Origin of the sequence: Microbulbifer sp. ARAS458-1 (assembly GCF_045348205.1) — a bacterium.
In the GTDB taxonomy this organism is placed as follows: Bacteria; Pseudomonadota; Gammaproteobacteria; order Pseudomonadales; family Cellvibrionaceae; genus Microbulbifer.
Window position 1 is genome coordinate 3,891,224 of record NZ_CP155838.1, and the last position, 23,922, is coordinate 3,915,145.

At 58.3% G+C, this 23,922-nt stretch carries 16 protein-coding genes; 10 read left to right on the forward strand and 6 right to left on the reverse strand.

Annotated elements, in window-relative coordinates:
- Positions 1 to 117: 117 nt before the first annotated feature.
- From AAFH99_RS16210 to AAFH99_RS16225, 4 genes are all read left to right on the forward strand, one after another.
- Positions 118 to 651 (forward strand): MarR family winged helix-turn-helix transcriptional regulator, encoded by a 534-nt coding sequence (locus tag AAFH99_RS16210; protein ID WP_051687337.1) that lies wholly within the window; start codon positions 118 to 120, stop codon positions 649 to 651.
- Between the two features lie 523 nt (positions 652 to 1,174).
- On the forward strand, positions 1,175 to 2,185 hold the full coding sequence (locus AAFH99_RS16215; RefSeq protein WP_043319217.1) for an FHA domain-containing protein: 1,011 nt from the start codon (positions 1,175 to 1,177) through the stop codon (positions 2,183 to 2,185).
- Positions 2,186 to 2,263: 78 nt separating this feature from the next.
- Positions 2,264 to 4,912 (forward strand): protein kinase domain-containing protein, encoded by a 2,649-nt coding sequence (locus tag AAFH99_RS16220; protein ID WP_406828261.1) that lies wholly within the window; start codon positions 2,264 to 2,266, stop codon positions 4,910 to 4,912.
- A gap of 115 nt (positions 4,913 to 5,027) precedes the next feature.
- Entirely contained in the window at positions 5,028 to 7,640 is a 2,613-nt protein-coding gene (locus AAFH99_RS16225; protein WP_406828262.1) for a protein kinase domain-containing protein, read from the forward strand.
- Here the strand turns inward: AAFH99_RS16225 and AAFH99_RS16230 are convergent, their stop codons facing one another.
- The gene (locus AAFH99_RS16230) at positions 7,641 to 8,138 is read right to left on the reverse strand and encodes a hypothetical protein (protein WP_406828263.1); all 498 of its coding nucleotides are present in this window, start codon (positions 8,136 to 8,138) and stop codon (positions 7,641 to 7,643) included. It lies immediately after the preceding gene.
- 932 nt (positions 8,139 to 9,070) lie between these two features.
- On the opposite strand from AAFH99_RS16230, the gene AAFH99_RS16235 reads away from it, so the two are divergent.
- The 5 genes from AAFH99_RS16235 to AAFH99_RS16255 all read left to right on the forward strand — a co-directional run bounded on the left by AAFH99_RS16235 (position 9,071) and on the right by AAFH99_RS16255 (position 14,917).
- Positions 9,071 to 10,477 carry a S1C family serine protease gene (locus AAFH99_RS16235; RefSeq protein ID WP_406828264.1) on the forward strand — a complete coding sequence of 469 codons (1,407 nt, stop codon included), beginning with the start codon at positions 9,071 to 9,073 and terminating at the stop codon, positions 10,475 to 10,477.
- Complete coding sequence (locus AAFH99_RS16240) at positions 10,468 to 11,502, forward strand: FHA domain-containing protein (protein WP_406828265.1); 1,035 nt, start codon at positions 10,468 to 10,470, stop codon at positions 11,500 to 11,502. Before AAFH99_RS16235 ends, AAFH99_RS16240 begins: the two co-directional genes overlap by 10 nt.
- A 98-nt stretch (positions 11,503 to 11,600) precedes the next feature.
- Positions 11,601 to 12,686, forward strand: coding sequence for a histidinol-phosphate transaminase (hisC, locus tag AAFH99_RS16245; protein ID WP_043319223.1), 1,086 nt, complete (start codon positions 11,601 to 11,603; stop codon positions 12,684 to 12,686).
- 289 nt (positions 12,687 to 12,975) lie between these two features.
- On the forward strand, positions 12,976 to 13,866 hold the full coding sequence (gene mepA / locus AAFH99_RS16250) for a penicillin-insensitive murein endopeptidase (protein ID WP_051687166.1): 891 nt from the start codon (positions 12,976 to 12,978) through the stop codon (positions 13,864 to 13,866).
- Between the two features lie 10 nt (positions 13,867 to 13,876).
- The gene (locus tag AAFH99_RS16255) at positions 13,877 to 14,917 is read left to right on the forward strand and encodes a D-alanine--D-alanine ligase (RefSeq protein WP_406828266.1); all 1,041 of its coding nucleotides are present in this window, start codon (positions 13,877 to 13,879) and stop codon (positions 14,915 to 14,917) included.
- 204 nt (positions 14,918 to 15,121) lie between these two features.
- Here AAFH99_RS16255 and AAFH99_RS16260 read toward each other — a convergent pair whose 3' ends face one another.
- Entirely contained in the window at positions 15,122 to 15,709 is a 588-nt protein-coding gene (locus AAFH99_RS16260; protein ID WP_043319224.1) for an HNH endonuclease, read from the reverse strand.
- A gap of 883 nt (positions 15,710 to 16,592) precedes the next feature.
- Here AAFH99_RS16260 and AAFH99_RS16265 point away from each other — a divergent pair.
- Positions 16,593 to 18,059 (forward strand): PQQ-dependent sugar dehydrogenase, encoded by a 1,467-nt coding sequence (locus tag AAFH99_RS16265; RefSeq protein WP_406828267.1) that lies wholly within the window; start codon positions 16,593 to 16,595, stop codon positions 18,057 to 18,059.
- A gap of 154 nt (positions 18,060 to 18,213) precedes the next feature.
- Here the strand turns inward: AAFH99_RS16265 and AAFH99_RS16270 are convergent, their stop codons facing one another.
- Genes AAFH99_RS16270 through AAFH99_RS16285 form a run of 4 tightly spaced genes read right to left on the reverse strand, consistent with a single transcriptional unit; the run spans position 18,214 to position 23,784 of the window.
- Positions 18,214 to 18,768 carry a response regulator transcription factor gene (locus AAFH99_RS16270; RefSeq protein WP_406828268.1) on the reverse strand — a complete coding sequence of 185 codons (555 nt, stop codon included), beginning with the start codon at positions 18,766 to 18,768 and terminating at the stop codon, positions 18,214 to 18,216.
- The gene (locus tag AAFH99_RS16275; protein ID WP_406828269.1) at positions 18,765 to 20,033 is read right to left on the reverse strand and encodes a sensor histidine kinase; all 1,269 of its coding nucleotides are present in this window, start codon (positions 20,031 to 20,033) and stop codon (positions 18,765 to 18,767) included. The genes AAFH99_RS16270 and AAFH99_RS16275 overlap by 4 nt, the downstream gene beginning before the upstream one ends.
- A gap of 50 nt (positions 20,034 to 20,083) precedes the next feature.
- The gene (locus AAFH99_RS16280; RefSeq protein WP_043319234.1) at positions 20,084 to 21,604 is read right to left on the reverse strand and encodes a PepSY domain-containing protein; all 1,521 of its coding nucleotides are present in this window, start codon (positions 21,602 to 21,604) and stop codon (positions 20,084 to 20,086) included.
- A gap of 47 nt (positions 21,605 to 21,651) precedes the next feature.
- Positions 21,652 to 23,784: a TonB-dependent receptor gene (locus AAFH99_RS16285; protein ID WP_406828270.1), complete on the reverse strand. Its 2,133-nt coding sequence runs from the start codon at positions 23,782 to 23,784 to the stop codon at positions 21,652 to 21,654.
- Between the last annotated feature and the right edge of the window lie 138 nt (positions 23,785 to 23,922).

The window sequence follows — 23,922 nt, forward strand, 5'->3', positions numbered from 1 at the left end:
GATTTCCAGCCCGTCTTCGACGGCCCGGCAATTGACAAAAGCGGCACAGAATCCAAAATCGGCCGCGGGCAAATAAGCCGCCGCGCCAGCCACCCCGATTTCAAGAGCCTGCTGCTGATGGATAAAATTGAAGAAGTATTGATCACCCTGCGCCGCCTGATCCGCGCCACCGACCTGCACTCCAAACAACTGGTGAAGACCGCCGGATTGACCGCTCCGCAACTGCTCCTGTTGCAGGCGATTCGGGAACAGGGGCAGGTCACCATCGGCGCCCTGGCCAAGGAGATCAGCCTCAGCCAGGCCACGGTCACCACCATTCTGGACCGACTGGAAAGGCGCGGCCTGGTGTACCGGGAGCGCTCATCGGAAGACAAGCGCAAGGTGCACGCCTACCTCACCGACAAGGGGGCCGACATCATTCGCGACGCGCCAACCCCGCTACAGGAGCATTTCGTCAAACAATTTCGCGATCTGCGGGAGTGGGAGCAATCGATGATCATCTCCTCGCTGCAGCGAGTGGCCCTGATGATGGACGCGGAACACATCGACGCCTCTCCGGTACTGGACGTGGGCGACCTTGACCGCAAAGATGGCCGCAATCTGCCCGCCCAGGACACCACCAGACCCACAAAGAGCGACCACGAAAACTGAACAGCTGGCGCAAAAATCACACGTTGAGTCCCGCGCCAGTGCAAGGTTTGTTCTATTTCGTAACAATTCTCATCCAATCATTGCATTCAGGCTGCAGTCGGGTATAAATGGGGCGACAATACGAGGTGCCTCCTCGCCGGCTGCCCGACCCGTTTTCTGGCTGGCCAGCGGTAAGTGGGCACCAACTCAAGACAGCGGCGCACCGCACTGTCGCGGCAGACCAAAACGGCCCCTAAAGGCCAGAACCAACGATGGGTGGACGCATTCCCTGCAGGAGTCATCTCTGGCAGGCACGGTGCCTACCCCCACACCCGCGATCGCGCCCCGGTGAAACCTACCGGCAAGAATCCGGTGAGAGCGGCAATAGCCCTCTCTTCATCCGAGCACATGGCCGTGCTCGGCAAAAAGCCACTCCGGCCGCCCTGTCTTGCAACTTCTGCATGGAATCCCGACCCCGCGAGTATCAGAACTGAGCGGGCATAGCGCAGGATTTCCAGACAGCTTTTTGGGGAATGGACTGAACATGGCCTGCTTGCAACATCCTGACCGCGATCAACCGGTCTACCTGATGGCGCACCACACCGTCGGCCGCCGCCAGGGAGTCGCCGACACGCGCATTACACTGCCGGAGATCTCCGGCATCCACGCTGCCATCCAGTGGACCGGCAGCCACTGGATTATCCGCGACCTCAGCCGCAACGGTACCTGGGTCAATGGTCAGCAACTGATTCCCGCCAAAAACCAGCAACTGCAACTGGGCGACAGACTGACGTTTGGCCGCGCCGCCAACCCGGAATGGGTGGTGGAGAACCTCGATCCCCCAGAAAACCTGCTAATCGATATGGAAACCGGTGAAGGCATGCCGCTGGAGTCCTACCACCTGTTACCGGACGAACACGATCCTATTGCCAGCCTGCACTTCAACCCGGTCAACGGCGTGTGGATCTACGACATTCTCGATTGCGCGGAAAACCGCGACAGCGCCAGAGTCGTCAACCACGGCGCACGCATCGATTGCGCCCGCAGCAGCTGGCAACTGTTCCTCGGCAACAGCCAGAGCACCACTACCGAGCTGTCATTCAAGAACCTGTGCATCTCTGATTTTCGCCTGCGCTATACCGTAAGCCATCACGAGGAGCACGTGCAGCTGCAGCTGGCCAAAGACGAAATGAAGCTGGACCTGGCTGCGCGCTCACACAATTACCTGCTGCTGTACCTGGCGCGCGCGCGTATCCGCGATATCCAGCGCGGTGTGGATGAGGCAGATCAGGGCTGGGTCGCCATCGACCTCGCCACCCGTGAACTGGGCATTACCGTCAACCACCTGAACACCCAGATTTTCCGCGCCCGCAAACAGATTGCCGACAGCCTGCCAGACGCCATCGATACCTCGCGTCTGGTGGAGCGCCGCTCTTATGAGATGCGCCTGGGCTGCACGCAACTGGATATTTTCAAAGGCTCGCAAAAAGAAGAACTGGAAGCATCCACCGGCGAGTATCCGGTGCATGCGAGTATCGAAGGAGAGCCGGCATAACACCGGCCTCCGGAGAGGACTAGAACTGAATCCACGGACGGCGGTTCTCCCGTAGATTTAATTACCGCAGTCAGCAACATGCAGTCAGAGCAGTTACCGTTTTATATCGGCCGTTATCACGCCACCGCCAGACTGGGTTCCGGCGGCATGGGAGTGGTGTACCTGGCCACCGATGAGCGCCTCAACCGCCAGGTTGCAATCAAGAAACTGCTCCGCAATCCCAACAGCGGCAACGCTGACGAACGCATCCGCCGTGAGGCTATGCTGCTCGCGCAACTCAATCACAACAACATTGTGCAGATCTACGATGTTGTCGATGAGAGCAGCGGTATCGCACTGGTTATGGAGTACGTCGATGGTTGCAACCTCGACCGCTGGAACCGGGAACGCTCCCCGGACCTGCTGCAGAAGCTGCAACTGCTCAAACAGATCTGCACCGGACTCACCCGCGCTCACAGCGCCGGCATCATCCACCGCGATCTGAAAGCGGAAAACATCCTGGTGGACGGCAGTGGCACCATCAAGATCACCGACTTCGGCATCGCCAAACACTGGCAGGAAGACAGCGATCTCACCCGCGAACAGCACGTCGCGGGCAGCTGGGGCGCCATGTCACCGGAACAGGCCCAGGGTAAACCCCTCGACAACCGTAGCGACCTCTTCTCCCTCGGCGTGCTGGCGTACCACCTACTGTGTGGGCAGAACCCGTTTGGGGACAACAACAGCCCCTATGTCATCGTTGATCGCATCGTAAAAAGTCCGCATCCCCCAGCTTTCAGACTGGCCCCAGAACTTCCCCCGGCCCTGAGCGACCTGCTGGACCGACTACTGGCCAAACAACCGGAACAGCGCCCGCTGAACGCGGCTGCCGTCGCAACCGAGCTTGAAGTCCTGCTGACACAATTGCGCGGCAGCAATACCAGTTTTACCCGCACCCACAGCCTGACCGCCACGGTAACGGCTGAGGATTTTTACCAGGCGCCCAAACGAAAACACCGCCTCACGCTGATAACAGGCACCCTCGGCCTATGTCTGCTGGCAACCGCAGCCGTGATCGTCGGGCTCAAGCATTTCTCCGGAGCGCAGGACGCGACTGCAGACAGCCGGTATATCGCGGTGCTGGAACCCCGGGAGAGCGCACAAACCACCAGCCGGGCGCAGCGCCTGCTTGCCGACAACGTGCGCAGCGCGCTCAAGCAGGGACTGTCCAATCGCCAGGGGCTCAGCCTGATTTCCTTTTCGGAATCCCACAGATTGCGCGGGCAACCTTTCTCTGTGCAGGCAAAAAGCCTCAGTGCCGACCTGCTGCTGGTGCCCAACCTGGATTGCGACACCGTCAACTGTGCCTTATCCCTGGAGCTGCTCGATAGTGAAACACTCACCGTGAAAGGCAGTCGCAGCACCCGACTGTCAATCGAGGAAAGCCTGGAAAGTCGCGCCCGCACCCTGCACCAACTTGACCACCTGCTCGCAGAATTTCCATCGCGCGCCAGCGATCAATCTCTGAAAATTGGCGCCAGTGACTACCAGCAGTACCTGAAAGTCTACGAGAGCCGCAACGACCAATTGCATCAGGCAGAGCTGCTGGACCAACTGGAAGCCTTGCAGCAGCGTGCCAGTACATTTACACCGATCTACGAACTGTACGCAGACATTGTCATCGACCGCGATTACAACACTGGCACTGCGGAAGCAGAAGAACGCTTCACTCGGTTTCTGCGCAAAGTGCCCGCCTCCCTGGCCGACGCCCCGGAAATTCTCGTAGGTGAGTTTCGTCATGCTACGCACATTCAGGATTTCACCCGCGCTGCCGAGCTACTTGAGCGCCTCAAGCTGACCCTGCCCAACAAAGCCACCTACTACTACCTCAGTGCGATCTATCACCACCGTCAGGGTAAGTACACCGAGGCCATACAGGAGATCGACAAGGCGCTGGCAATGCGCACCAGCTATATCTATCTCACCCAGAAAGCGAGTGCACAGACCCAAAATGGCGATATGCCCGGTGCTAACCGCACACTGAAAGAAGCACTCGACCTCAATCCACATTACCTCGATGCTATTTCCTTGCTTGCCGCCAACCTGCTGGATATGGGCCAGCCCGATGAGACCATTCGCCTTCTGACCGAAGTCGGCAGCGATAAAATAGGCCCCTTCGATCTATACAACCTGTGCCAGGCCTATTACATCAACAAGCAACTTTCTCAGGCCAATGATTGCTTCCAGCGGGTGGCGGATCTCTCGCCCCGAAACGCTGACCCGCTGATTTACCAGGCGAGAATTGCCAGTGATATGGGTCTGCCGGAAAAAGCCCGACGACTCGCCCAACGCGCCGTGGACCTGACCGCCGACCGCGATGACTGGGAAGCGCTGCTGATGCGAGCCCGCGCCCAGGCCGAGCTGGGCCATTCGGAAAAAGCGGTGGAGAACCTACTGAAGATCCGCCGCAGCGCGCCGGATGATCTCTTCGTCAATTACGCCCAGGCCCAGGTGTATATCACCACCGGCGACCTGCTTTCCGCCAAGGTGCACATCCGCAACACCCTGGATTTGGGCATCTCGCCCATCTGGTATTGCACACCGCAGTTTGTCAAAATCTGCAGTCTGACCGCCTTCGATGATCTCCGGCAGCAATACCCCGGGCTCTGCGGCGGTGCCGAACACAAGAACAAACCGGCCGGTGATTCCCAGATCGCCGCCAGTGGTGAAGCCAGCACGAAGCTTTGATCGCATAACCGATCCACTCTTCAACGCTCCGGCGCGCCCGTTTTTAGTGTTCGTGTTTCCTATGTGGGCCCAGCGGTAACGGGTCCGGGCTCAATCACAACAAGAACACACGCAGATGGACATTGCCGACTCCGAGGTTGCACCGCAATCTCCCGCAACCGATGCACCACACCTGAGCGACCGCTACCAGATCCAGAGCACTCTCGGTGCCGGGGGCATGGGCGTGGTCTACCTGGCGGAAGACCGCAAGCTGCACCGGCGGGTGGCGATCAAGCGGCTCAAGGCCGACGCCGCCAGTGACAATGCCCACCAGCGCATCCAGCAGGAAGCGCGCCTGCTCGCCCAGCTCAATCACCCCAATATTGTCGCCCTGCACGATGTGCTGGAAGACACCCTGGACAATGGCGGCCGCAGCGTTGCCCTGGTGATGGAATATATCGAGGGCACAACCCTGCGCGCCTGGATGCGCGAGCGCACACCCAACCTGCAACAGAAACTCAGCCTGCTGATGCAGATCTGCCAGGGCCTGCAGCAGGCCCACGACCTGGGCATCATTCACCGGGACCTGAAGTCCGACAATATCCTGATTGCGGAAAACGCCAAGGGCGAACCGGTGGCCAAGATCACCGACTTCGGCATCGCCAAATCCCAGCAGCTGGACGAACAGACCCTGACTGCGGAAAACCAGCTGGCCGGCACTATCACCGCCATGTCGCCGGAACAGATCCTCGGCAAAGCCCTGGATGCCCGCAGCGACCTGTTCAGCCTTGGCACCATCGCCTACGAGCTGCTCACCGGCAGCCGCCCCTTCGGCAAAAACGACACCGGCGCCCTGGCCATGGCCCACCGCGTCACTAACGACCCGCACACCCCGCCGCAACAGGCCTGGGCTGGCATCCCCGAGCCGCTGGCGATACTGCTGGACAAGCTACTTGCGAAAGATCCGGCAATGCGCCCGCAGAGTGCGCAGATTGTGTATCAGGGCTTCGCTCTGCTGCATAAACAGGGGCTGGAGGCCGAAAGCGAAGACTACACCGCGACCCTCACCGACCTGTTTACCCACCACAAAATCAAATCCCGCCGCCGCTGGCAGCGGGTGCTGGCGGTTGTTGCCGCCGCGCTGGTATTGAGTACCGGGAGCTACTGGGGCTGGAAGGAATTCACCCGGCTGGAACCGCAGTATATTGCGGTGATGCCGGTGGAGATTAACGGGGAGATTCGCGGGGAGGAGAATGCCAAGGCGCTGACGCGGACCATGGTGCGGCAGGCGTTGATGAATTCGGTTTCGCAGTTGAAGGCGAGTGCGTTGGTGAGTTTTACGCCGAAGGCGGGGCAGGATTTTGAGACGCAGCTGCAAAAGTTGAGGGATAAGGGGGTTACCGATGCCCTCCATGCTAAACTGGAATGCGCAGAAGCTCGCTGCGAAATAGCGTTGCAACGAGTAGCCCCCGCCGACAGTCAAGTAAAGCAACAAGCAAGCTTTGTCTTTTTAGCCGATAAGCGACAGGAAGCAGAATACCGGATCGCAAATAGCAGTGCCGCACTGTTTTCGCAGATTTACTCGAAGCATAGTGAAAAGCAACTGCTGATGTCAGACAGCGACTACAGCAGCTACCTGGACATAGTGGGCCGTCTGGAAAGCAAAGATGTAACGAAGGAAGACTTCAAACTCCTCTCTCTACTGGGTAGTACTTACCCTAAAAATACAACCATATACCGCACCGTAACCGATGTCGCGGCAATCCTATATGTCTTAAATGGGGACTCTCTAACCCTCAACTCAGCCATTCAAATATTAAATTCAGCTCCAGACTACGGTATCGATGAGACTTTTACTGACGGGCTAAAGCTATTCCTTTATAGCTTGGGGGATCATCAGGAAAAATTTGGACAGCTCATTTCGAAGCTTGAATCTTCTAATTACCCGATTTCTGAACTCAAGAGTAAGCGCGCAAGATATTTTTATCGAAATGGGCAGTATCAAGAAGGTCTACGCGAAGCTCAAGAAGCTGCTGAACTCAACCCATCCGCCGACAACTTTTATCTGGTGGCCATGAATCAGACAGCCAGTGGCGATTACCACAATGCACGCACCACCCTAAGAAGGATCGCCAAAAACTTCCCGAAACATTGGTCATCCTACTCGCTACTTGGCGTTATAGAGCTCGAAAGCGGGAATCTCGAGGCTGCAGAGAGTGCCATTACCTCAATTCCCGAGCAGCAGCGAGGTTGGCGCACCAAATCTAATCTCGGAACTGCCTACTTTTTACAAGAAAAGTACCATAAAGCCCTTCCAGAATTTCGAAAAGCATTAGAGCAAGCACCAAAGGACATCCCAACCACCGGACAACTTGCTGAAACCTATTTGGCGCTACATGAACGCACGAAAGCCACCAAATATTTCCAGCTAGTGCTGGAGCTATCAAGTGAGGCAACCTCACTTGATAGCTTACAATATAGAGCTATCGCGCTTGCCAATACAAACAATATTAACGAGGCAATATTACTAATAACTAAGCTACTCAGAGAAAACCCCGAAGATACATTCATCAAACATGCGGCGAGTCAAATCTATGCGACTGCTGGCGAGTGGCGATCTGCCAACTTATATATCAAAGAGCTTTTAGATCAGGGTATGAGCGCAGAGTGGTTTAAATTGCCAGCCTTCCAGCTGCTCTGCGCCCACCCCCAAGCTCTAGAAGAGGTAACAGCGACAATCTGCAACTGATTAAAGCGGTTCGATTCGCGTCCTAGGATCACCGGAAACAAAATGCGCATCCAAAGACGGGCTATAGCAAAACCAGAGGAAAGAGAAGTCATCCGGCACTTCTTCCACATCCCAGATCTTGATACGCAGCGTTTTACCGTCGCTGCCTTTTTTGACCCGCGAGCGGAACTGGTGCTTGAAGTTCGGGGTTAGCGCAACAATGCCGTCCATCTGCCCGCGGCCGCTCAAGTCCGTAAACTGCAGATCGTCGATACCAAACTCGGAAGTATCCAGAGTTACAATCAACGTCAGCGCGCCCTCGTCGCGCTTGATCTTGAAATCCATATTGCCAAATGCTTCATCCGGGCTCAGGTTACCCACTTCATTCAGCTGCCAGTACTGGGGAATACCGTTTGCGGCGGGTTTTGGTTTCAATACCAGTTTGATTTTGCGGCCGTCTTCTGGGAAGTTCCAGTTGAGGGTATTCAGGTCCGCACACTTCTGTTCGGCACTAGTCATGTTGTCATCCCTATAATTGTAATCAGCGAGCGATTGCTCACCTGCCCTGCAAACCGCCCAGGGGATCAATGGTCTTGGAAAATATCTGAATCAGACGCAGACTCAGGACGAGAACTGCGTCACATAGCTTACTGCAACCGGTTGGCGGGTTTCCAGAACACTTTGATTAAAAAAAACCGGCAGTAAGCAAGCTTACTGCCGGTATAAATCAGATGGTCCCAGCCATCTACGGTTACAACAACACTATCAAGAGCGAAATGAGGCATCCGTGCCTCTGTCAGGCCCTTCCACGATCCCGGCTTCCTAGGCTCTGTGGTTACCGGGCCGGCCTGACGGTTCGGCTTGCGCCGAAGTCTTCCTGATCTGGTTACCTGCCGCCTAGGCTCTGCGGAGACAGGTAACTACCAATCCTTTGGCAAAATGGTTAAAGAGCGCTTTGCTGTTTGCCGATGACGAGAGCAGATCCTTCGCTCCCGCTGATCCTTATCCGTAGATCCGTTTTCCGTAACGGACACCGGAAACAGGGTGTCTGCAATCCACCTTGCCGCGGCTCCTGTGAGGGCCGGGCATCGCGTCCCCTTCAACCTTGAGGTGAAATTTACGGATTTCGCCATTACAGGTCGATCACACGCCATTACACGCAATTACACGGGTGCGGATTTATTCCTCAGCCTGATGTTTTTTCCGCCACCAGGGCACCGGCATGACGGGGAAGTGGTTCTGCGCGGGATGTCAGATCAAGTCCGGCCTGCGGTGAAGCCGCAACGCTTTGCGGAGGTTTCACTACACTGTGAAGTCGATACCCTGTGCGCGAGACAGGTTTGTGCCTTTCGGGACGATTGCTTGTTGGTGCGCAGCGGATCCCGTAAGATCGGCGGTCATTTCGCCCATAATTTAATCAGCGCTGACTTATCCATACTCACGAGTCCACAATGACGAGAATGTTTTCGCGCCAGAATTACCGCGCCTTTTCCCACGCCTTTGTGGCTTTTATCGCGCTGTGGCTTTATGCATCCATCGCCCAGGCACAGAGTTATGAACAGCTGTACAGCGATTACCGCGGCAGCCTGTATCAGATTCGCCTGATCGAGCTTTCTTCCAATTCCAAGGCGGGGTTGGGTTCCGGCTTCCAGATTTCCAAAGACGGCCTGATCGCCACCAATTACCACGTAGTCTCCGAGGCGGTGCACGATACCGACAAGTACGTCCTTAAATACCTGTCGGTGGATGGCAAGGAAGGCGAGCTTGAGCTGTTGGATGTGGACGTGGTCAACGATCTGGCAATCCTGCGCCAGAAGGGTAAGCCCGGCCCGGATTTCCTGCAGCTGGCCAGTCAGGCGCCGAGCAAGGGCGAAACCATTGTCTCCATGGGTAACCCGCTGGACCTGGGGATGACCATCGTCCCCGGCACTTACAACGGCATCGCCGGTGGCAGCTTTTACGACCGCATTCATTTCTCCGGCTCCATCAACCCCGGTATGAGCGGCGGCCCGGTAATCAATCGCAATGGCCAGGTGGTGGGCATCAACGTAGCCACTGCGGGCAACCAGATCAGCTTCCTGGTACCGGTGGACAAGCTGGTGGCCCTGCTGCTGGACTATAAAAAAGACGCCGGCGAAGGCAACGGGGCCTTGGAACTGCAACCCGTCATCAACCGCCAGTTGCACAAAAACCAGCAGCGCATCATCGACCAGATCCTTGACGCCAAATGGCAGCTGCGCCCCCTGGGCGATGCCATGGTGGTGGGGGAAATCGTGCCCTCGATCCAGTGCTGGGGAAATACCAGCGACGACGAAGACGAACTGGTGAAGCAGGTGGCCAAGGGCTGTACCGGCCAGGATGTGGTGTATCTATCTGAGACCTTTGATACTGGGCGGGTGGAATATGAGTTCTTCTGGCTCGAGTCCGAAGACGACTTTCTGTCTTCGCGTTTCTACGCAGCCTACGAGGAAAACATGAGCGGCTTCTTCCCCGGCAACAGTGCCGGCGAGGACGATGTAACCGACTTTAACTGCAAGCAGCAGTTCACCACCCACCCGCGCAACGGCAAGACGCACTCTGGCGATGGTGCAAAAAACAAAGAAAGCGACGAGCACTCCGGCGACGAGGCGCAAACACCGCCCAAGGCCAACGGCAGCGGTGAGCCGGTGATCGCACGTACCTCCTACTGTGTGCGCCGCTACAAGGACTACCCGGAGCTGTTTGACGTCTTCTATGTGAGCCTCACGGTGGATCACGACAACCGCGCCCTGGTGAGCCACTTCACCCTGTCCGGGTTTACCCAGGAATCCGCCACCGCCTTTACCCAGAAGTTTGCGAGCGAAGTTCAATGGCACTGATTATCGAAGAAATCAATCGTGCCCACCGGGTGTGTAACCGCTTCCGCCTGAACGGCGAGCGCGCCACGCTGGGCCGCTGCTACAGCAACGATGTAATGCTGGAAGACCCGCACGTAGACCCGGTACACGCGGAAGTGGTGCAGGATGAAGACGGCTGCTATGTACTGCGCGACCTGAACAGCCTCAACGGCATGCGCCTGATGCGCAACTTTCGCGATAAATCCGTCAAGCAGGCGGACGTGCGCGAGCGCCAGATCCAGTGTGGTGACGAAGTGCAGATCGGCAAAAGCCGGGTGCGTTTTATCGATGCGGAAATGAGCGTGGCGCCGGCGGTCCCCCTGCACTCGGCGGAAAATGTGTTTGACCGGGCGGCAACGCCAATTGTCGCCATCGCCCTGTGCCTGTTGGTGGCAGGGCTCAGCCTGTGGCTGGCCTACCTCGGCAGCACCATGGAATTCGAGTGGACCGGGGCGGTGGAAGTACTCACCGACGCGGTGATCGGGCTGCTGATTTACGCCGCGGCCTGGGCCTTTATCGGCAAGGTGGTCAAGCACGAGGCGCACTTCCTCGCGCACCTTTCCATCGCTGCCACCGCGGCGCTGGTCTATGCCGCCTGGCAGTGGTTTGGCTCCCTGCTCAACTTCAACTTCAACCTGCACCAGGCGCTGCCACTGCTGAATATCCTGGCATTGGCGGTAATCCTGCCGGTGATGCTGTGGTGCGCGGCCTATCTCGCGCTGAATATCGCTCCACACTGGCGGCTGGTGGCCTCGGTACTGCTGCCCTGGTGCTTCCTGGGCTTTGCCGCGGCGGTCGAGATTGGCAAGATGGACGAGTTCAGCGACTCCCCTGAGGTGTCCAAGGAGCTGAAGTCCAAAAGCCTGCTGTGGCGCAAGCCGGTGCCTCTGGAAGAGTTCCTGGCCTCCACGCCGGCGCTGTTCGATATCCCACTGGATCAGGAGTCTGGCAAGAAAAAAACCGCCAGCAAGGCGACGGAATCGGATCTGGAGGTACGCGGCGAGTAAATGCCCACTTAATCTGGCCCAACCGTCGAACTCTGTGCCGTGAACGCATAAAATCTCCGCGCGCCGCTGCCTTCTGGCGCGCACAAGGAGTGAATGTCATGACCGAGTCCAATAAAGATCACAGCCTTTTCTGGAGCCCCGCGGTGGCGAAGCTGCAGCCGTATGTCCCCGGCGAGCAGCCCAAGACCACCGCGCGCCTGATCAAGCTGAATACCAACGAGAGCCCCTACCCGCCCTCTCCCAAGGCGCAGGCGGTGCTGCAGGAAGAAGGCCTGGCTGCCCATCTGCGCCTCTACCCGGACCCGGAATCCACCCAGCTGCGCGAGACCATCGCCGCCCAGTTCGATCTGTCACCGGAGCAGGTGTTTGTGGGCAACGGTTCCGACGAGGTACTGGCGCACGCTTTCTACAGCTTCTTCCAGCGCCCGGAGCCGCTACTGTACCCGGACATCACCTACAGCTTTTATCCCGTCTACTGCCAGTTTTACGGCATCGAGTCACAAAAGCTGCCCCTGCGGGACGACTTCTCCATCGCGGTAGAAGACTTTGCCATCGATAACGCCGGCGGCGTGATTATCCCCAACCCCAATGCCCCGACCGGACGCTATTTGCCGCTGGCAGAAATCGAGAAGCTGCTGCAATTGCACCCGGAGCGGGTGGTGGTGATCGACGAGGCCTATATTGATTTTGGTGGCGAGAGTGCGGTCGCCCTGATCGACCGCTACCCGAACCTGCTGGTGATTCACACCCTGTCCAAATCCCACGCCCTGGCGGGTTTGCGCCTGGGTTATGCCATGGGCCAGGCGCACCTGATCGAGGGGCTGAACCGGGCAAAGAACTCCTTCAACTCCTACCCTATCGACGGTATTGCACAGAAAGTCGCGACGGCGGCAATTGCCGACCGGGAGTGGCTGGCGGACAACTGCGCCAAGGTGATCGCGACCCGCGAGTGGACCTGCTCTGAGCTGACCGAGATCGGTTTCGATATCGTCCCTTCCACCGCCAACTTTATCTTTGCCAAGCCCCAAAAAATTTCCGCAGAGGATCTGTTCAACGCCCTGCGCGAACGCAATATCATCGTGCGCTATTTCAACAAGCCGCGGATTAGTGAGTACTTGCGTATCAGCATTGGAACCGATGAGGAAATGCAGGCGCTGGTGGCGGCTTGTCGGGAAGTTTTATAGCTCTCTAGAGTTTTTCACCCTCAAACCAGTTGGCAAGGGATTGGGTAGTTCTGAAGGCTTGGATGGCCGGGGCTCTCTCGCTAGACCTTCACCGCCATGGACGGCGGTGCAGAGCCCCCAGGGATGGGTTCACGGCGTGTCTAGCGAGAGAGCACCGGCCAGCCAAGCCGCCCCTCAATAGCCGACAACCGCCAAAAACCACGAAAGCGGATACTTCCACAGAACTAGCGGACGGAACCTCTATAATTTCTCGACCACCAAACCCTAAATCGACGTACCCGCAGTAACCATGTCGCCTCAGATCAAGAAAGCCTTTCAAATCCTATCCGCCGCCACACTGGCTCTGTTGGCGAGCACCTCTTCCGCCAAAAACCCCTGGGAAGCGGTGAAGAAACCGTCGAACCAGCTGCCCGAAAGCATCGGCAGCTACAGCAACGGCTGTCTGAGCGGCGCGGAGCAGATGCCATTGCGCGGCGAAGGCTTTCAGCTGGTGCGCACCGGGCGCGACCGTCACTACGGCAATCCGTATCTGGTGGAGTTTCTCAAGGATTTTTCCAACGCCGTGGAAGAAAACAACCTCGGTCGGCTGCAGATCGGTGATATGTCCATGGCCCGTGGCGGACCGTTTAGCAGCGGGCACAAGAGCCACCAGCAGGGGCTGGATGCGGATATCTGGTTTTCCCAGGATAAGCGCGCCGCCGAGCGCCCGCTGACAGCCTGGGAGCGGGACAATATCTCCGCTATCCCCATGGCCGACGAGCGCAAGCATGTACTGCTGGAGGAAAACTGGGATCCGCGTATTCCCAATATCCTGCGTCTCGCCTCGGAAGATCCTCGCGTCGCACGAATCTTCGTGCACCCCACCATCAAGCGAAAAATGTGCAATATTGCAGGGAGCGATAACGAATGGTTGCGCAAGGTGCGCCCCTGGTGGGGACACAATTACCACTTTCATGTACGTCTGAACTGCCCGCCGGGGGACAAAAATTGCAAGCCGCAGGCGAAGGTACGCGGCAAACCCTGCGGCGGCGGCCTGGACTGGTGGTTTAGCGATGAATTTTACGCCATTCTAAACGGTACCGCGCCCACCAAACCCAAGCCGGAAAAACCGCCTAAGAAACCAGAAATGCCCACTCAGTGCGCCCAGGTACTGACGGCACCGGCAGAGCCGAACAACTGATGAGAGCCAGATGAATACACAGGCCCCAAATAGCACCCCATCACGGACCATTCACGTTTTGCTGATCTGCGGCGGTGGCGGCAGTGAGCACGATGTTTCCCTGCGCACCGCGGATTTTATCCAACGGGAACTGGCGAAATCACCGACGGTCCAGCTGACCCGGGTCACCATGGACGGCGATGGCCGCTTTGTGGATGAGAATGACCAGGTACGGGAGTTACGCTCAGACAAGCTGTTGTACAGCGCATCGGGCGGCAATTCCGGCAGTGCGCAGCCGGTGGATTATGTAGTCCCGGCGATTCACGGCTATCCGGGCGAAACCGGCGATCTGCAATCGCAGCTGGAAATTCTCGGACTACCCTATTTCGGCTGCGGGCCTGAGGCGAGCAAGATCTGTTTTAACAAGATCACTACCAAGCTTTGGCTGACGGCCCTTGGGATCGACAATACCCCGTATCAGTTTCTGTGTGCGGACAATGCAGAGGAGGCGGCGAAGGCGCAGGATGCATTGAAGCAATGGGGTTCGGTGTTTGTGAAGGCGTCGAACCAGGGGTCTTCGGTGGGTTGTTACAAGGTGAGCGATCCGGAGGCTCTGGATGGGGCTTTGCGGGAGGCGTTCAAACTGTCGCCCTATGTGCTGGTGGAGAAGTGTCTTAAGGTGCGGGAGCTGGAGGTGGCGGCTTACATCTATGACGGCGAATTGGTTGTGACGCCGCCGGGTGAGGTGTGTGCGCCGGAGGATACATTTTATAGTTACGAGGAAAAGTACGCGGAGGCCAGCCGGGCGCGGACCCATGTGGTGGCGGAGGGCTTGTCGGATGCACAGCTGGGATGGATTCGCGAGGCGTCTAAGCGGGCGTTTGTGGGTTTACAGTTAAAGGACCTTTCGCGGATTGATTTCTTTCTGACGGATGACGGGGAGATTTATCTGAATGAGGTAAATACCTTTCCGGGGATGACTTCTATTTCGATGTTCCCGAAAATGCTGCAAAACCAGGGGCATGATTTTTCATCTTATCTCGGTACTCTCATCCGAAGTGCAGTCCAGTAACTTATCCCGGTGGCGGTGACGCTACCGGGTGCAGCTTTGTAAGACACGAGCTAGGCGCCCCCCCGATAACCCATCCATGGGGGCTCTTCCACGAGGTGGCCCGGCCGCTCCACGGATTCACGGCGCCTTCGGCCCCTCTCGCGGAAGGCCTACAAAGCTGCACCCGGCATCGTCACCTTCACAATTCCCTTCAAATAAACCTACTCAACTGACCTGCGGCAGCCCATTTTCCAGCCACCCTTCCTGCCGTTTTCTCGAAAACTGCCCCCGTAAAAACTCCATCTGATCTCCACGAATCCGCGCACTGTTGGTAAGTGCCAGGTATTCCGCCGCATTGGGAACAAATGGCAGCGCCAGTAGTTCCATGTCGATATTTTCCAACAGCCGGTTGCCCTTGTGCTGATTGCAGCGCCGGCAGGCGGTGACGACGTTTTCCCAGGTATCACGGCCGCCTTTGGAGACGGGGTGAATATGGTCGCGGGTGAGTTCGCGGATGGGGAATCCGTTACCGCAGTACAGGCACAGGTGCTGATCCCGCGCGAACAGGGCGCGGTTGGTGAGGGGCGGGCGGGTTCGGGGGCGGGCCATGCGGTCGCCACCGCAGGCGATGATGGCGGCGAGGTCAAGGGTTGAGCGCTCACCGAGGCGGTTAATTCCCCCATGTACCGTCTGTACAACACCACCAAGAGTCCAGGTGACCAGTTCCCGCACATACAAACAGGCGGCTTCTTCCCAGGTCAGCCATTCGAGGGGTTGGCCGGCGAGATTCAGCCTCAGGATTTGCGCTTGCATGAGTTCACCTCCCGTTTTTGCGAGCTCAGGAAACCATTCAATAAACAACAAAGCCCCGCGGACAGTCCGGCGAGGCTCGGGGAATTTAAAAAGTTGTCAGGGAAAACGTGGACAGAAGACTTGGAGAAAGAAGCGGAGAGAGAGGAAGAATTCGATGCGCGGGAGGAATGGAGCGAATTCTGGAGCCGATGGAGGCTAGACCACCAGTGATGAGCGGGTGGTTGCGGTACGAACGGGTACAGCATTTGATTACTGAATTCGTTATCCTCCTCATACCCACCAGTCATAAAATTGGACCGGCTTGCTCTGATTAAAGCGGAGGTTTGTTACGATTTCCAGACAGTGGAGGCAATCCGCTGCAGAAATCTACCAAACAGCCGCAGCGAGCCTGTATAGACAAGATGTGAAAGCGTTAAAACAAGAAGAACCATACGGCGAGTTCAGGAAGGAAAGAAATTTTGCAGGCTCAGGATGTAAAACACCGCTTGAGCAATCCGGCCCAAGCGGTGCGTCTCACAGGATGGTGCCCAAATCCTTTCGGGCTGGCAGCGCGGTCTCCAATCCTTGGTGACCTGTCCTTGCCGCCGTTGCAATCCGTTCTCCGTCCTTGCAAATACATTATGGTCGAATGGGAAAATTAGGGTAGTGGGAAAGTGCTGAACTTGTTGTAAGAGATGTCTTACAAGCGAGTGACGGTCGTCACATTAAACCTGATCAGGTCCGGGGGAGGCGCGTGGCGCGTATCGCAACTGGTACGTCTGTGCGACATTCAGCGGCTTACTATAGTTACTTCTGTTACGAGATCAAGACAACTGTGAGATCTACGTCGAAAAAAGCGCTAGTTTTTTATCTTTTCGCTGCATTTGGCGCCATTGGGGTGTTTGTGCTGGTTTTAGCCCTGTCACTGGGGTGGGTGCCGGGGGTGAATGTACCCTGGGGCCAATTGTTCGGCGCCAGCACCAGCGATGACACAGTACAGCATCAACTAAAAGTTGCTGACGGGTTTCACCTGGAGCTGTTTGACGATGAGGTACCCAATGCGCGTTTTATGACGATTACCCGCAATGGCGATCTATTGGTATCACAACCCAAGCTCGGTCAGGTCAGCCTGCTTCTGAGTGACCGCAACCGCGATGGTAAGGCGGATGGCAAGCGGGTACTGATCGACGGACTCAAGCGCCCTCATGGTCTGGCACTGTTTGAAGACTGGCTGTACATCGCAGAGAGCGACGGCGTTGGCCGGGTCCCGTTCGACCACTCGGATGGCCGTATCGCCGGTAGTTACCAGAAGGTCGTGAGCGGCCTTGCCGATACCGGAAATCACTGGACCAAAACCATCGGCATGGGGCCGGATGGCTGGATGTATCTTTCCAGCGGCTCTACCTGCAATGTCTGCGCAGAAGAAGACCCGCAGCGCGCAACGATCATGCGCTTTCGACCGGACGGTAGCCATTTCGAGATATTCGCCACCGGCCTGCGCAATAGCGTCGGTTTCGACTGGTCTCCTAAAGATGGCGCCCTCTACGCTACAGACAATGGCCGCGACTGGCTCGGTAACGATTTCCCTCCCTGTGAACTGAACCGTATTGAGAAAGACGGCTTTTACGGCTGGCCCTACGCCAATGGCGACCGTATTCCAGATCCGGACCTCGGCGTGAAAGGCGGAGCACGTATCCAACAGATGATTAAAAGGTCCATTCCACCGGTATTTGAATTCCGTGCGCACAATGCACCGCTGGGGATGCGCTTTTTACGCAGCCCCCTGCAACCGGCCGCCTTCCGCGACGCTGCACTGGTGGCACTGCACGGCTCCTGGAACCGGGATGTGAAAGACGGCTACAAGGTGCTGGCTCTGCACTGGGGTGAGGATGGACAGATTCGTGCGGAGGATTTTATCTGGGGCTTTTTAGGCGAAGATCGCGAAACGGTATACGGTCGACCGGTGGATATCGCCGAAGATGTGCGGGGCAATATCTATATTTCCGACGACTACGCCGGTGCAATCTATCGCGTGCGTGCGGGGACAGCCTCCGGTGCAGATACAGCGCCGGAGGATAAACGCGCGCCCATCAGCGCCCCCAAAAAGCCACTCGCTATCGACAGTAGTGCCGCCCGTCAGGGCGCGCAGATCTTCGAGCGTCGCAATTGCACACGCTGCCACCAGCAGCTTCCATTAAAAGACCTGAGCCGTCGCTATACCATCAAGCAGCTCGCGGATTACTTCGACACCCCCACGCCGCCGATGCCCAATTACGGTTTCAGTAACAGCCAGAAGCGTGCCCTGGCCCACTACTTGATGGAGCGGGAGATCAAGGGCGGCGGGCGGCAGCTGGAACATTTTCTGCCTTAAAACGACGTAACCCCGGTGTAGGCCGGGATCTAGGAAGCGGAGTACTCGGCTGGTTGCGGGCTGGATGCCGGATCAAGTCCGGCATGACGGTGGATCTCATCATCCCGACTCTGGGGCTGGTATGGAGAGATTGGACGGAGGAGTGGGAAAAGAGTTACTGCCCTTTCGGCCGTTTCTGCAATTTGCGCTGCAGGGTCCGCCGGTGCATCCCGAGGGCGCGGGCGGTTGCGGAAATATTGCCTTCGTTTTCCGCCAGCACCCGCTGAATATGCTCCCACGCCAGCCGGTTGACCGACGGTGGTGCGCTGGCAATTTCCGGTAGCTCCGGAACAACATCGGCTGCTCGCTGCTCTCCGGTCAACGCCGCCACCAGTTGATCGCCTCCGGCCGGTTTGCACAGGTAATCGTCTGCCCCCAGTTTGATGGCCGCCACCGCGGTTGGAATACTGGAATAACCGGTCAGCACGATGATCCGCGCACGCGGGTTGGCCGAACGCAGTGGCGCTATCAGCTCCAGCCCACTGTCGTGGTGAATTTTCAGATCCAGTAGTGCGCAATCAAATTTTTCCCGCGCGACCAGCCCCTGCGCTTCATCCACCGACTCTGCCACCCGGGTGTCAAAGCCCCGGCGCGACATGGCCCGCTCCAGCATATTGCGGGTACCGGATTCATCGTCGACGATGAGTAGTCGTGGGCTGGAGCGACTCACAGGGCCTCCTCATGTTCGTTTTCCAGTGGCAGTTCGATGGTGGCGACCGTACCCGGAACATCCTTGCGCGCGGTCAGCGTCAACTTGCCGCCAAGCTGCGCAAGAGCGGTTTTGCACAGGATCAGTCCGATACCGAAACCACCGGATTCCGCAGTCGGGTTCTCAGATTCGAGCCCGCGGCCACTGTCGGCAATTTCGATGCGCAGGCGATCTCTGCTCCAGTCCACATCGAGGGCCACCGGTTGTGGAATATCTGCAGCCAGAGATGCATCCAGGGCATTGTTCAGAATATTGATCAGGGTCTGCTCCAGGGTCAGCGGCAGGCGCGCCTGTTGATGATTGGAACCACGCTGCTGCAGTGTGAAGCGCGCGTCCGGGCGCAGCAGCTGCCAGCGTTCCAGGCTGCGCTCGATAAACGCCGCCACCGACTGCAGCTCTTCACTGCCCGCAGGGTCCCGCGCGCGGCTTTTCAGCTGCTCCAGGGCCTGCTTGCACAGATTGACCTGCTGCTGCAGCAATTCCAGATCGTCTTTTACCGGCTCGGAAAAGTCCTGCTGTTGCGCCTGTAATTCCTCCACCAGCAACCCGATCGTCTGCAGGGGCGAGGCCAACTCGTGGGCAGTGCCCGCCGCCAGCGTCCCCAGAGAAAGGACCTGATCGCGCCGCGCCTGCTCCTGTCGCAACTTGTGCAGGTGGCGATCGCGGCTGCGCAGGGCCTCCGCCATGCTGTTGACGAAGCCGGCGATAAGCAGCGCAGAGAAGGTGAAGGTTGCCCACATGCCGATCAGGTGTTGATAAAAATCACTGCCCTCACTGGCGTGACTCATGTTGTGGCCGGCGTGAGCACCGTGCCCACTCTCCACACCGGGAAAAAACACCATCAACCCGGTGTAGATGGCGATACTGATGGCGGCCATCAGCCAGGCAAAAAAGCGCGGCTGGGTGGCCGCGGCGATAGTCAGGGGAACCAGCAGATAGGTGACGAAGGGATTGGCAGCGCCGCCGCTAAAGGCCAGCAACGGCGGCAGCCACAGCCAGTCCATCAGCAGGTGACCGAAAAACTCCCGCCGCCCCACCGCAACGCTTCCGCGCGCGCGCCAGCCGCTGATCAGTGTGGTTACCACTCCCAGTACTACAAACACCAGTGCACTGCCACTGAGAGAATCCGCCAGCCACAGGCTGACACCGATATAGGCCGAGAGCGCGATGGCCCGCAGCGCCGTAAGACGCCGCAGGTTGGTGATGATGGTTTTGTCTCCACCCAAGGGCGGCACTGGGGATGACACGGGCAATCTACTCGGTAAAACGTATATTGCTATTGTGTCGCGGGGGCGGGCATTGGGCCAGTACTCGCGCTCCGGGATTTGCGCACCGCCTTTTTACGGCGCCCCGCGAGCATCACACCGCCGATCACACTGCTGCCGATCAACACCAGCAGAGTGGCGACGATCAGGTAATCCCGCACCTGACGACCGGTAAACGGGGTCAGGTGGCTCCATTTGTGCAACAGGGAGAAAGACAGGCTCTCGACACGATCGACGCCACGGGACTGATCCACCAGAACCCCGGTCACCGGATCCACAAACAGCATGGTCTTATCGTCATTGGCGACGTCCACCTGCCACACCGGCAGGCGCTTGTTGCGAAAGTCGTAGCCCGGCCCGTAGCGGGTCACCAGCGACATACCGGCGATATCCTCGGGCCGAATACCGGCAAGCCGCGCAGCCAGCAGCTGGGCCTGTTCGCGGTCACCAAATTCGGTCAGTAACTGGCCACTGCGCGCATCCACAAACAGGGATCCCGCTTCCGATGGGCGGCCATCAAAACGCTGGTTGCGATTGCCGGGCGCTGCACTTTGTGCCGGAGCCAGGCCCACGCGGTACATCGGCATGCCCTCTGCGCCGCGAATCAGCGACAGACTGTTGATGGCGCGGCCATCCAGCGCGTTTACCCAGGCAAAGTCCGTATTCAGGTTTCGGTACTCCCCCGCTTCGCCGAGGCGCAGCCCCTGCACCGACTCCACCAGAGAGGACTGCAGCAGGTGATAGAAACCGCTCGCGGACCAGCCCAGTAGCGGCAGCCACAGCACATAGCCGAGCAGGCGGTGATAGCGGCGTTTGCCGTCTTTGATTTTCCTGTGCTTCAGGGCAAATACCAGTGCGAGCCCAGTGGCCGCAAAAGCAAACAGGGTCAGCATCAGCAGGCCGATCAGGATCAGGCGGCCGTATTCCAGATCGTCCAGCCAGGCAAAGGTGTGCAGCTGGCGGAACACACTCTGCATCAGGGTTTTTGTGCTGTCGGTCATGGAGGCCAGGGCCGCCGTTTCCGTGTGCACGAACAGGGTCAGGCCATCATCACCTTCAAACCGGATCCGGTACACCGGAAGCAGTCGATTGACCGAGGGATAGGTATTGTCGAACTGGGTTTGCACCTGCACATCGGCAATCTCATCGGCCGGGCGGCCGCTGTAATAGGCCGCCAGCCAGCGGGCTTGGTGCAGGTCGCCGTCGAGCACTTCACGGCCGCTGTCGAGGTCGTAATAACGGCGCGGCTCGGTTTCGGAATGGGTCACCTGCAGCAACGGCGCTCCGACGCTCGGCACCAGCTTCACAACACGCGCGCCGCTGACCTTTTCCCCGTCCGCCAGCAGCGCCGGCAGCTTGCCCAGTTCAGAGGCCTCTAGGCTCACCGAGGGCGGGAAGAACTTGGCCGCCGACGGCCCAAACCAGGCCATCATCGGGTGGCTGATACCGGAAGTGGCCCATATCAGGATACCCGCCAGCGCCCACCATCCGAGCTTGTTGTGCCAGTCCAGCCACTGCTTTTTCAGGTTCATGCTGTTCTCTTTTGATTGTTGTTTTTATTACGCCGTGTATCAGGGAATCAGAAGCGGTAGCGCACACCGGCAAACAGCGAGCGCGGCAGTCCCGGGCGGTAACTCAGGTCTTCATCGCCCACCTGGTTGGAGGTGTAGGTGGAGTAGCGCTCGTCGGTAATATTCGACAGGCGCGCGTAGACAGACAGGTCTTCACCCACGTCGTGGGTGGCGCGCAGGTTGAACAGTTCGTGGCCGGCGTATTGCTGGGTGTTGGTTTCGTCGGTGTAGTAGTCACCCATGTGCGACCACTCCAGCTCCATACGCAGGCCGGTGAGCCACTCGGGCGTATAGGCCAGAGTGACGTTGGCGAGGGACTCCGGCGCGCGGCTGATATCGTTGCCGGCGAAGTTCAGGTTTTCGCTGACCATGCAGAAACAGCTGGGATCAAACCGGCTGAATACGTAGGAGTAGTCCTCGTACTGCTGGCGCATGGCCGCATAGGAAACCCCCAGCTGCCACTGCTGCCCTACTGGCGCCTGCACGGAAACCTCCACCCCCTGGTGGCTGGTCTCACCGGCGTTGGTGGTCTTGCGATCATTGCCCTCGTCTGTGTTGGAAATGTAACTGACAATGTCGTTTTCGGTGGTCATGTCATACACCGCCACCTCGTAATTCACCCGCTCCGCGACAATACCGCGCAGACCGATTTCCTGGCTGACGCTGGTCACCGGTTCCAGCTCGGTGGTGCCCTCTGAGGAACCCGGACGGAACAGGGTACCCACGGTGGGCGCGCGGAAAGCGCGGCGATAGCTGGCGTAGAGCTGGTGGCTGTCGCTGAGTTTGTACACCGCCCCCAGTTTGGGGCTCAGGTTGTCGTAGTCCCGGGACTGGGACGCCGGACGGAAGTGAGAGGGGTCCGTATTCGGCGTACCCAGCTGATCCTCGTAGTCCACCTCGAACACGTCGTAGCGCAGGCCGGCACTCAACAGCCAGTTTGCGCTGGGGGCGAATTCCGCGTGTACATACGGGGAAACGGAGGTCTGCTCCGCTTCAAAGTGGTAGGTCAGCTCGCCGGTGCGCGCGTAATCCACAAAGTATTCACCGTCCTGTGTGGCCGTGATGCGTTCCTCGCGGTATTCCGACGGGGTGTAGTCCGCGTCCACTCCGACAATCACTTCGCCGCCGTCGAAATCCCGGCGGTACTTCAGCAGCAGGCCGTAGGAGCTGAATTCGGTATCGCGGATATTCGGGTCGTAGGTCACCATCCAGCTGGGCATCATCGCCGAGGTGTTGTGGCGTACAAACGGGGTGGCGGTAATCAGGCTCTTCTCGTCGGGGGTGTAGGAAAGCTCGGAAGACAGGCGAAAGGCCTCGATATCCCGACCGCCGATATCCCCGTGGTACAGGTTTTTCTGCACATTGTTGCGGTAGTCCTCTTCTTCAAGACCGGACACACCGCTCTGGTCGATGGTGGAGTAAGACAACACCGTCTTGCTGTCCCAGCCCTCGGCAAACTGGCTGTCCAGGCGGCCGCTCATGGAGGTGCGGGTGTAGTCGGCCTCCTCACGGAAACCTTCGCTGGCGGTGCTGTTCAGGTCCAGGCGAAAGGCGCTGCTCTCCCCCAGCTTGTTGCCGCCGGAGATCAGCGCGCGCTGCCAGCCGTCCGCACCCAGTTCGCCATTGATGGAAAATTCGGCAGCGTCCGGTGCCGCCTTGGTGACCGCATTGATCACCCCGCCGATAGCATCGCTGCCGTATAGCGCCGACGCGGGGCCCTTGGTGACCTCCAGCTGCGCGCTCTGTGGCACATTGATCTCGTACAGGCCGTTGTGGTTGAAGAAGCCGGTGGGACGGGTGGGAATGCCATCTTCCAGGAACAGGTAGACCCCGGCGGTGGAGATGGGCTGGCGAATCGAGGTCATATGCCCTTCCCCGCCCAGGTTATTCACATGCACCCCGGCCACGCGGTTGAGGGCATCTGCGGGATGCGCCGGCGCGATATGCTCCAGTGCCTCCTCGCTGATCACGCCGACGGATTCCGCCAGCTCCGAGCGGGTCTTGGCCTCGCGCGTGGCGGTGACGATAACCTGCTCGAGTGCATTGTCGGGCAGCGAGGCAGTCTCCGTGGCAGCGAGGGTTGCGGGAATCAGTGCGATCAGGGCGAGGGGGCGGAGTAAATAGGGGGCAGAGTGCGACACGGTAACTTCCTTGTTCGGCGATTTTACCAATGGATAAATGCTACCGAAAAAGCCTGCGACACAAGTGCGCCATATTGTCGCAGGTGGTGTGACATTGACCCCTTTTCCACTTGCCGCTAAGGTTGCCCGCACCCGCAT

Bases quoted from the DNA above. Each gene is read 5' to 3' on its own strand.
- AAFH99_RS16210 (WP_051687337.1), top strand. From the start codon at position 118: ATGGATAAAATTGAAGAAGTATTGATCACCCTGCGCCGCCTGATCCGC.
- AAFH99_RS16215 (WP_043319217.1), top strand. From the start codon at position 1,175: ATGGCCTGCTTGCAACATCCTGACCGCGATCAACCGGTCTACCTGATG.
- AAFH99_RS16220 (WP_406828261.1), top strand. From the start codon at position 2,264: ATGCAGTCAGAGCAGTTACCGTTTTATATCGGCCGTTATCACGCCACC.
- AAFH99_RS16225 (WP_406828262.1), top strand. From the start codon at position 5,028: ATGGACATTGCCGACTCCGAGGTTGCACCGCAATCTCCCGCAACCGAT.
- AAFH99_RS16230 (WP_406828263.1), bottom strand. From the start codon at position 8,138: ATGACTAGTGCCGAACAGAAGTGTGCGGACCTGAATACCCTCAACTGG.
- AAFH99_RS16235 (WP_406828264.1), top strand. From the start codon at position 9,071: ATGACGAGAATGTTTTCGCGCCAGAATTACCGCGCCTTTTCCCACGCC.
- AAFH99_RS16240 (WP_406828265.1), top strand. From the start codon at position 10,468: ATGGCACTGATTATCGAAGAAATCAATCGTGCCCACCGGGTGTGTAAC.
- hisC (WP_043319223.1), top strand. From the start codon at position 11,601: ATGACCGAGTCCAATAAAGATCACAGCCTTTTCTGGAGCCCCGCGGTG.
- mepA (WP_051687166.1), top strand. From the start codon at position 12,976: ATGTCGCCTCAGATCAAGAAAGCCTTTCAAATCCTATCCGCCGCCACA.
- AAFH99_RS16255 (WP_406828266.1), top strand. From the start codon at position 13,877: ATGAATACACAGGCCCCAAATAGCACCCCATCACGGACCATTCACGTT.
- AAFH99_RS16260 (WP_043319224.1), bottom strand. From the start codon at position 15,709: ATGCAAGCGCAAATCCTGAGGCTGAATCTCGCCGGCCAACCCCTCGAA.
- AAFH99_RS16280 (WP_043319234.1), bottom strand. From the start codon at position 21,604: ATGAACCTGAAAAAGCAGTGGCTGGACTGGCACAACAAGCTCGGATGG.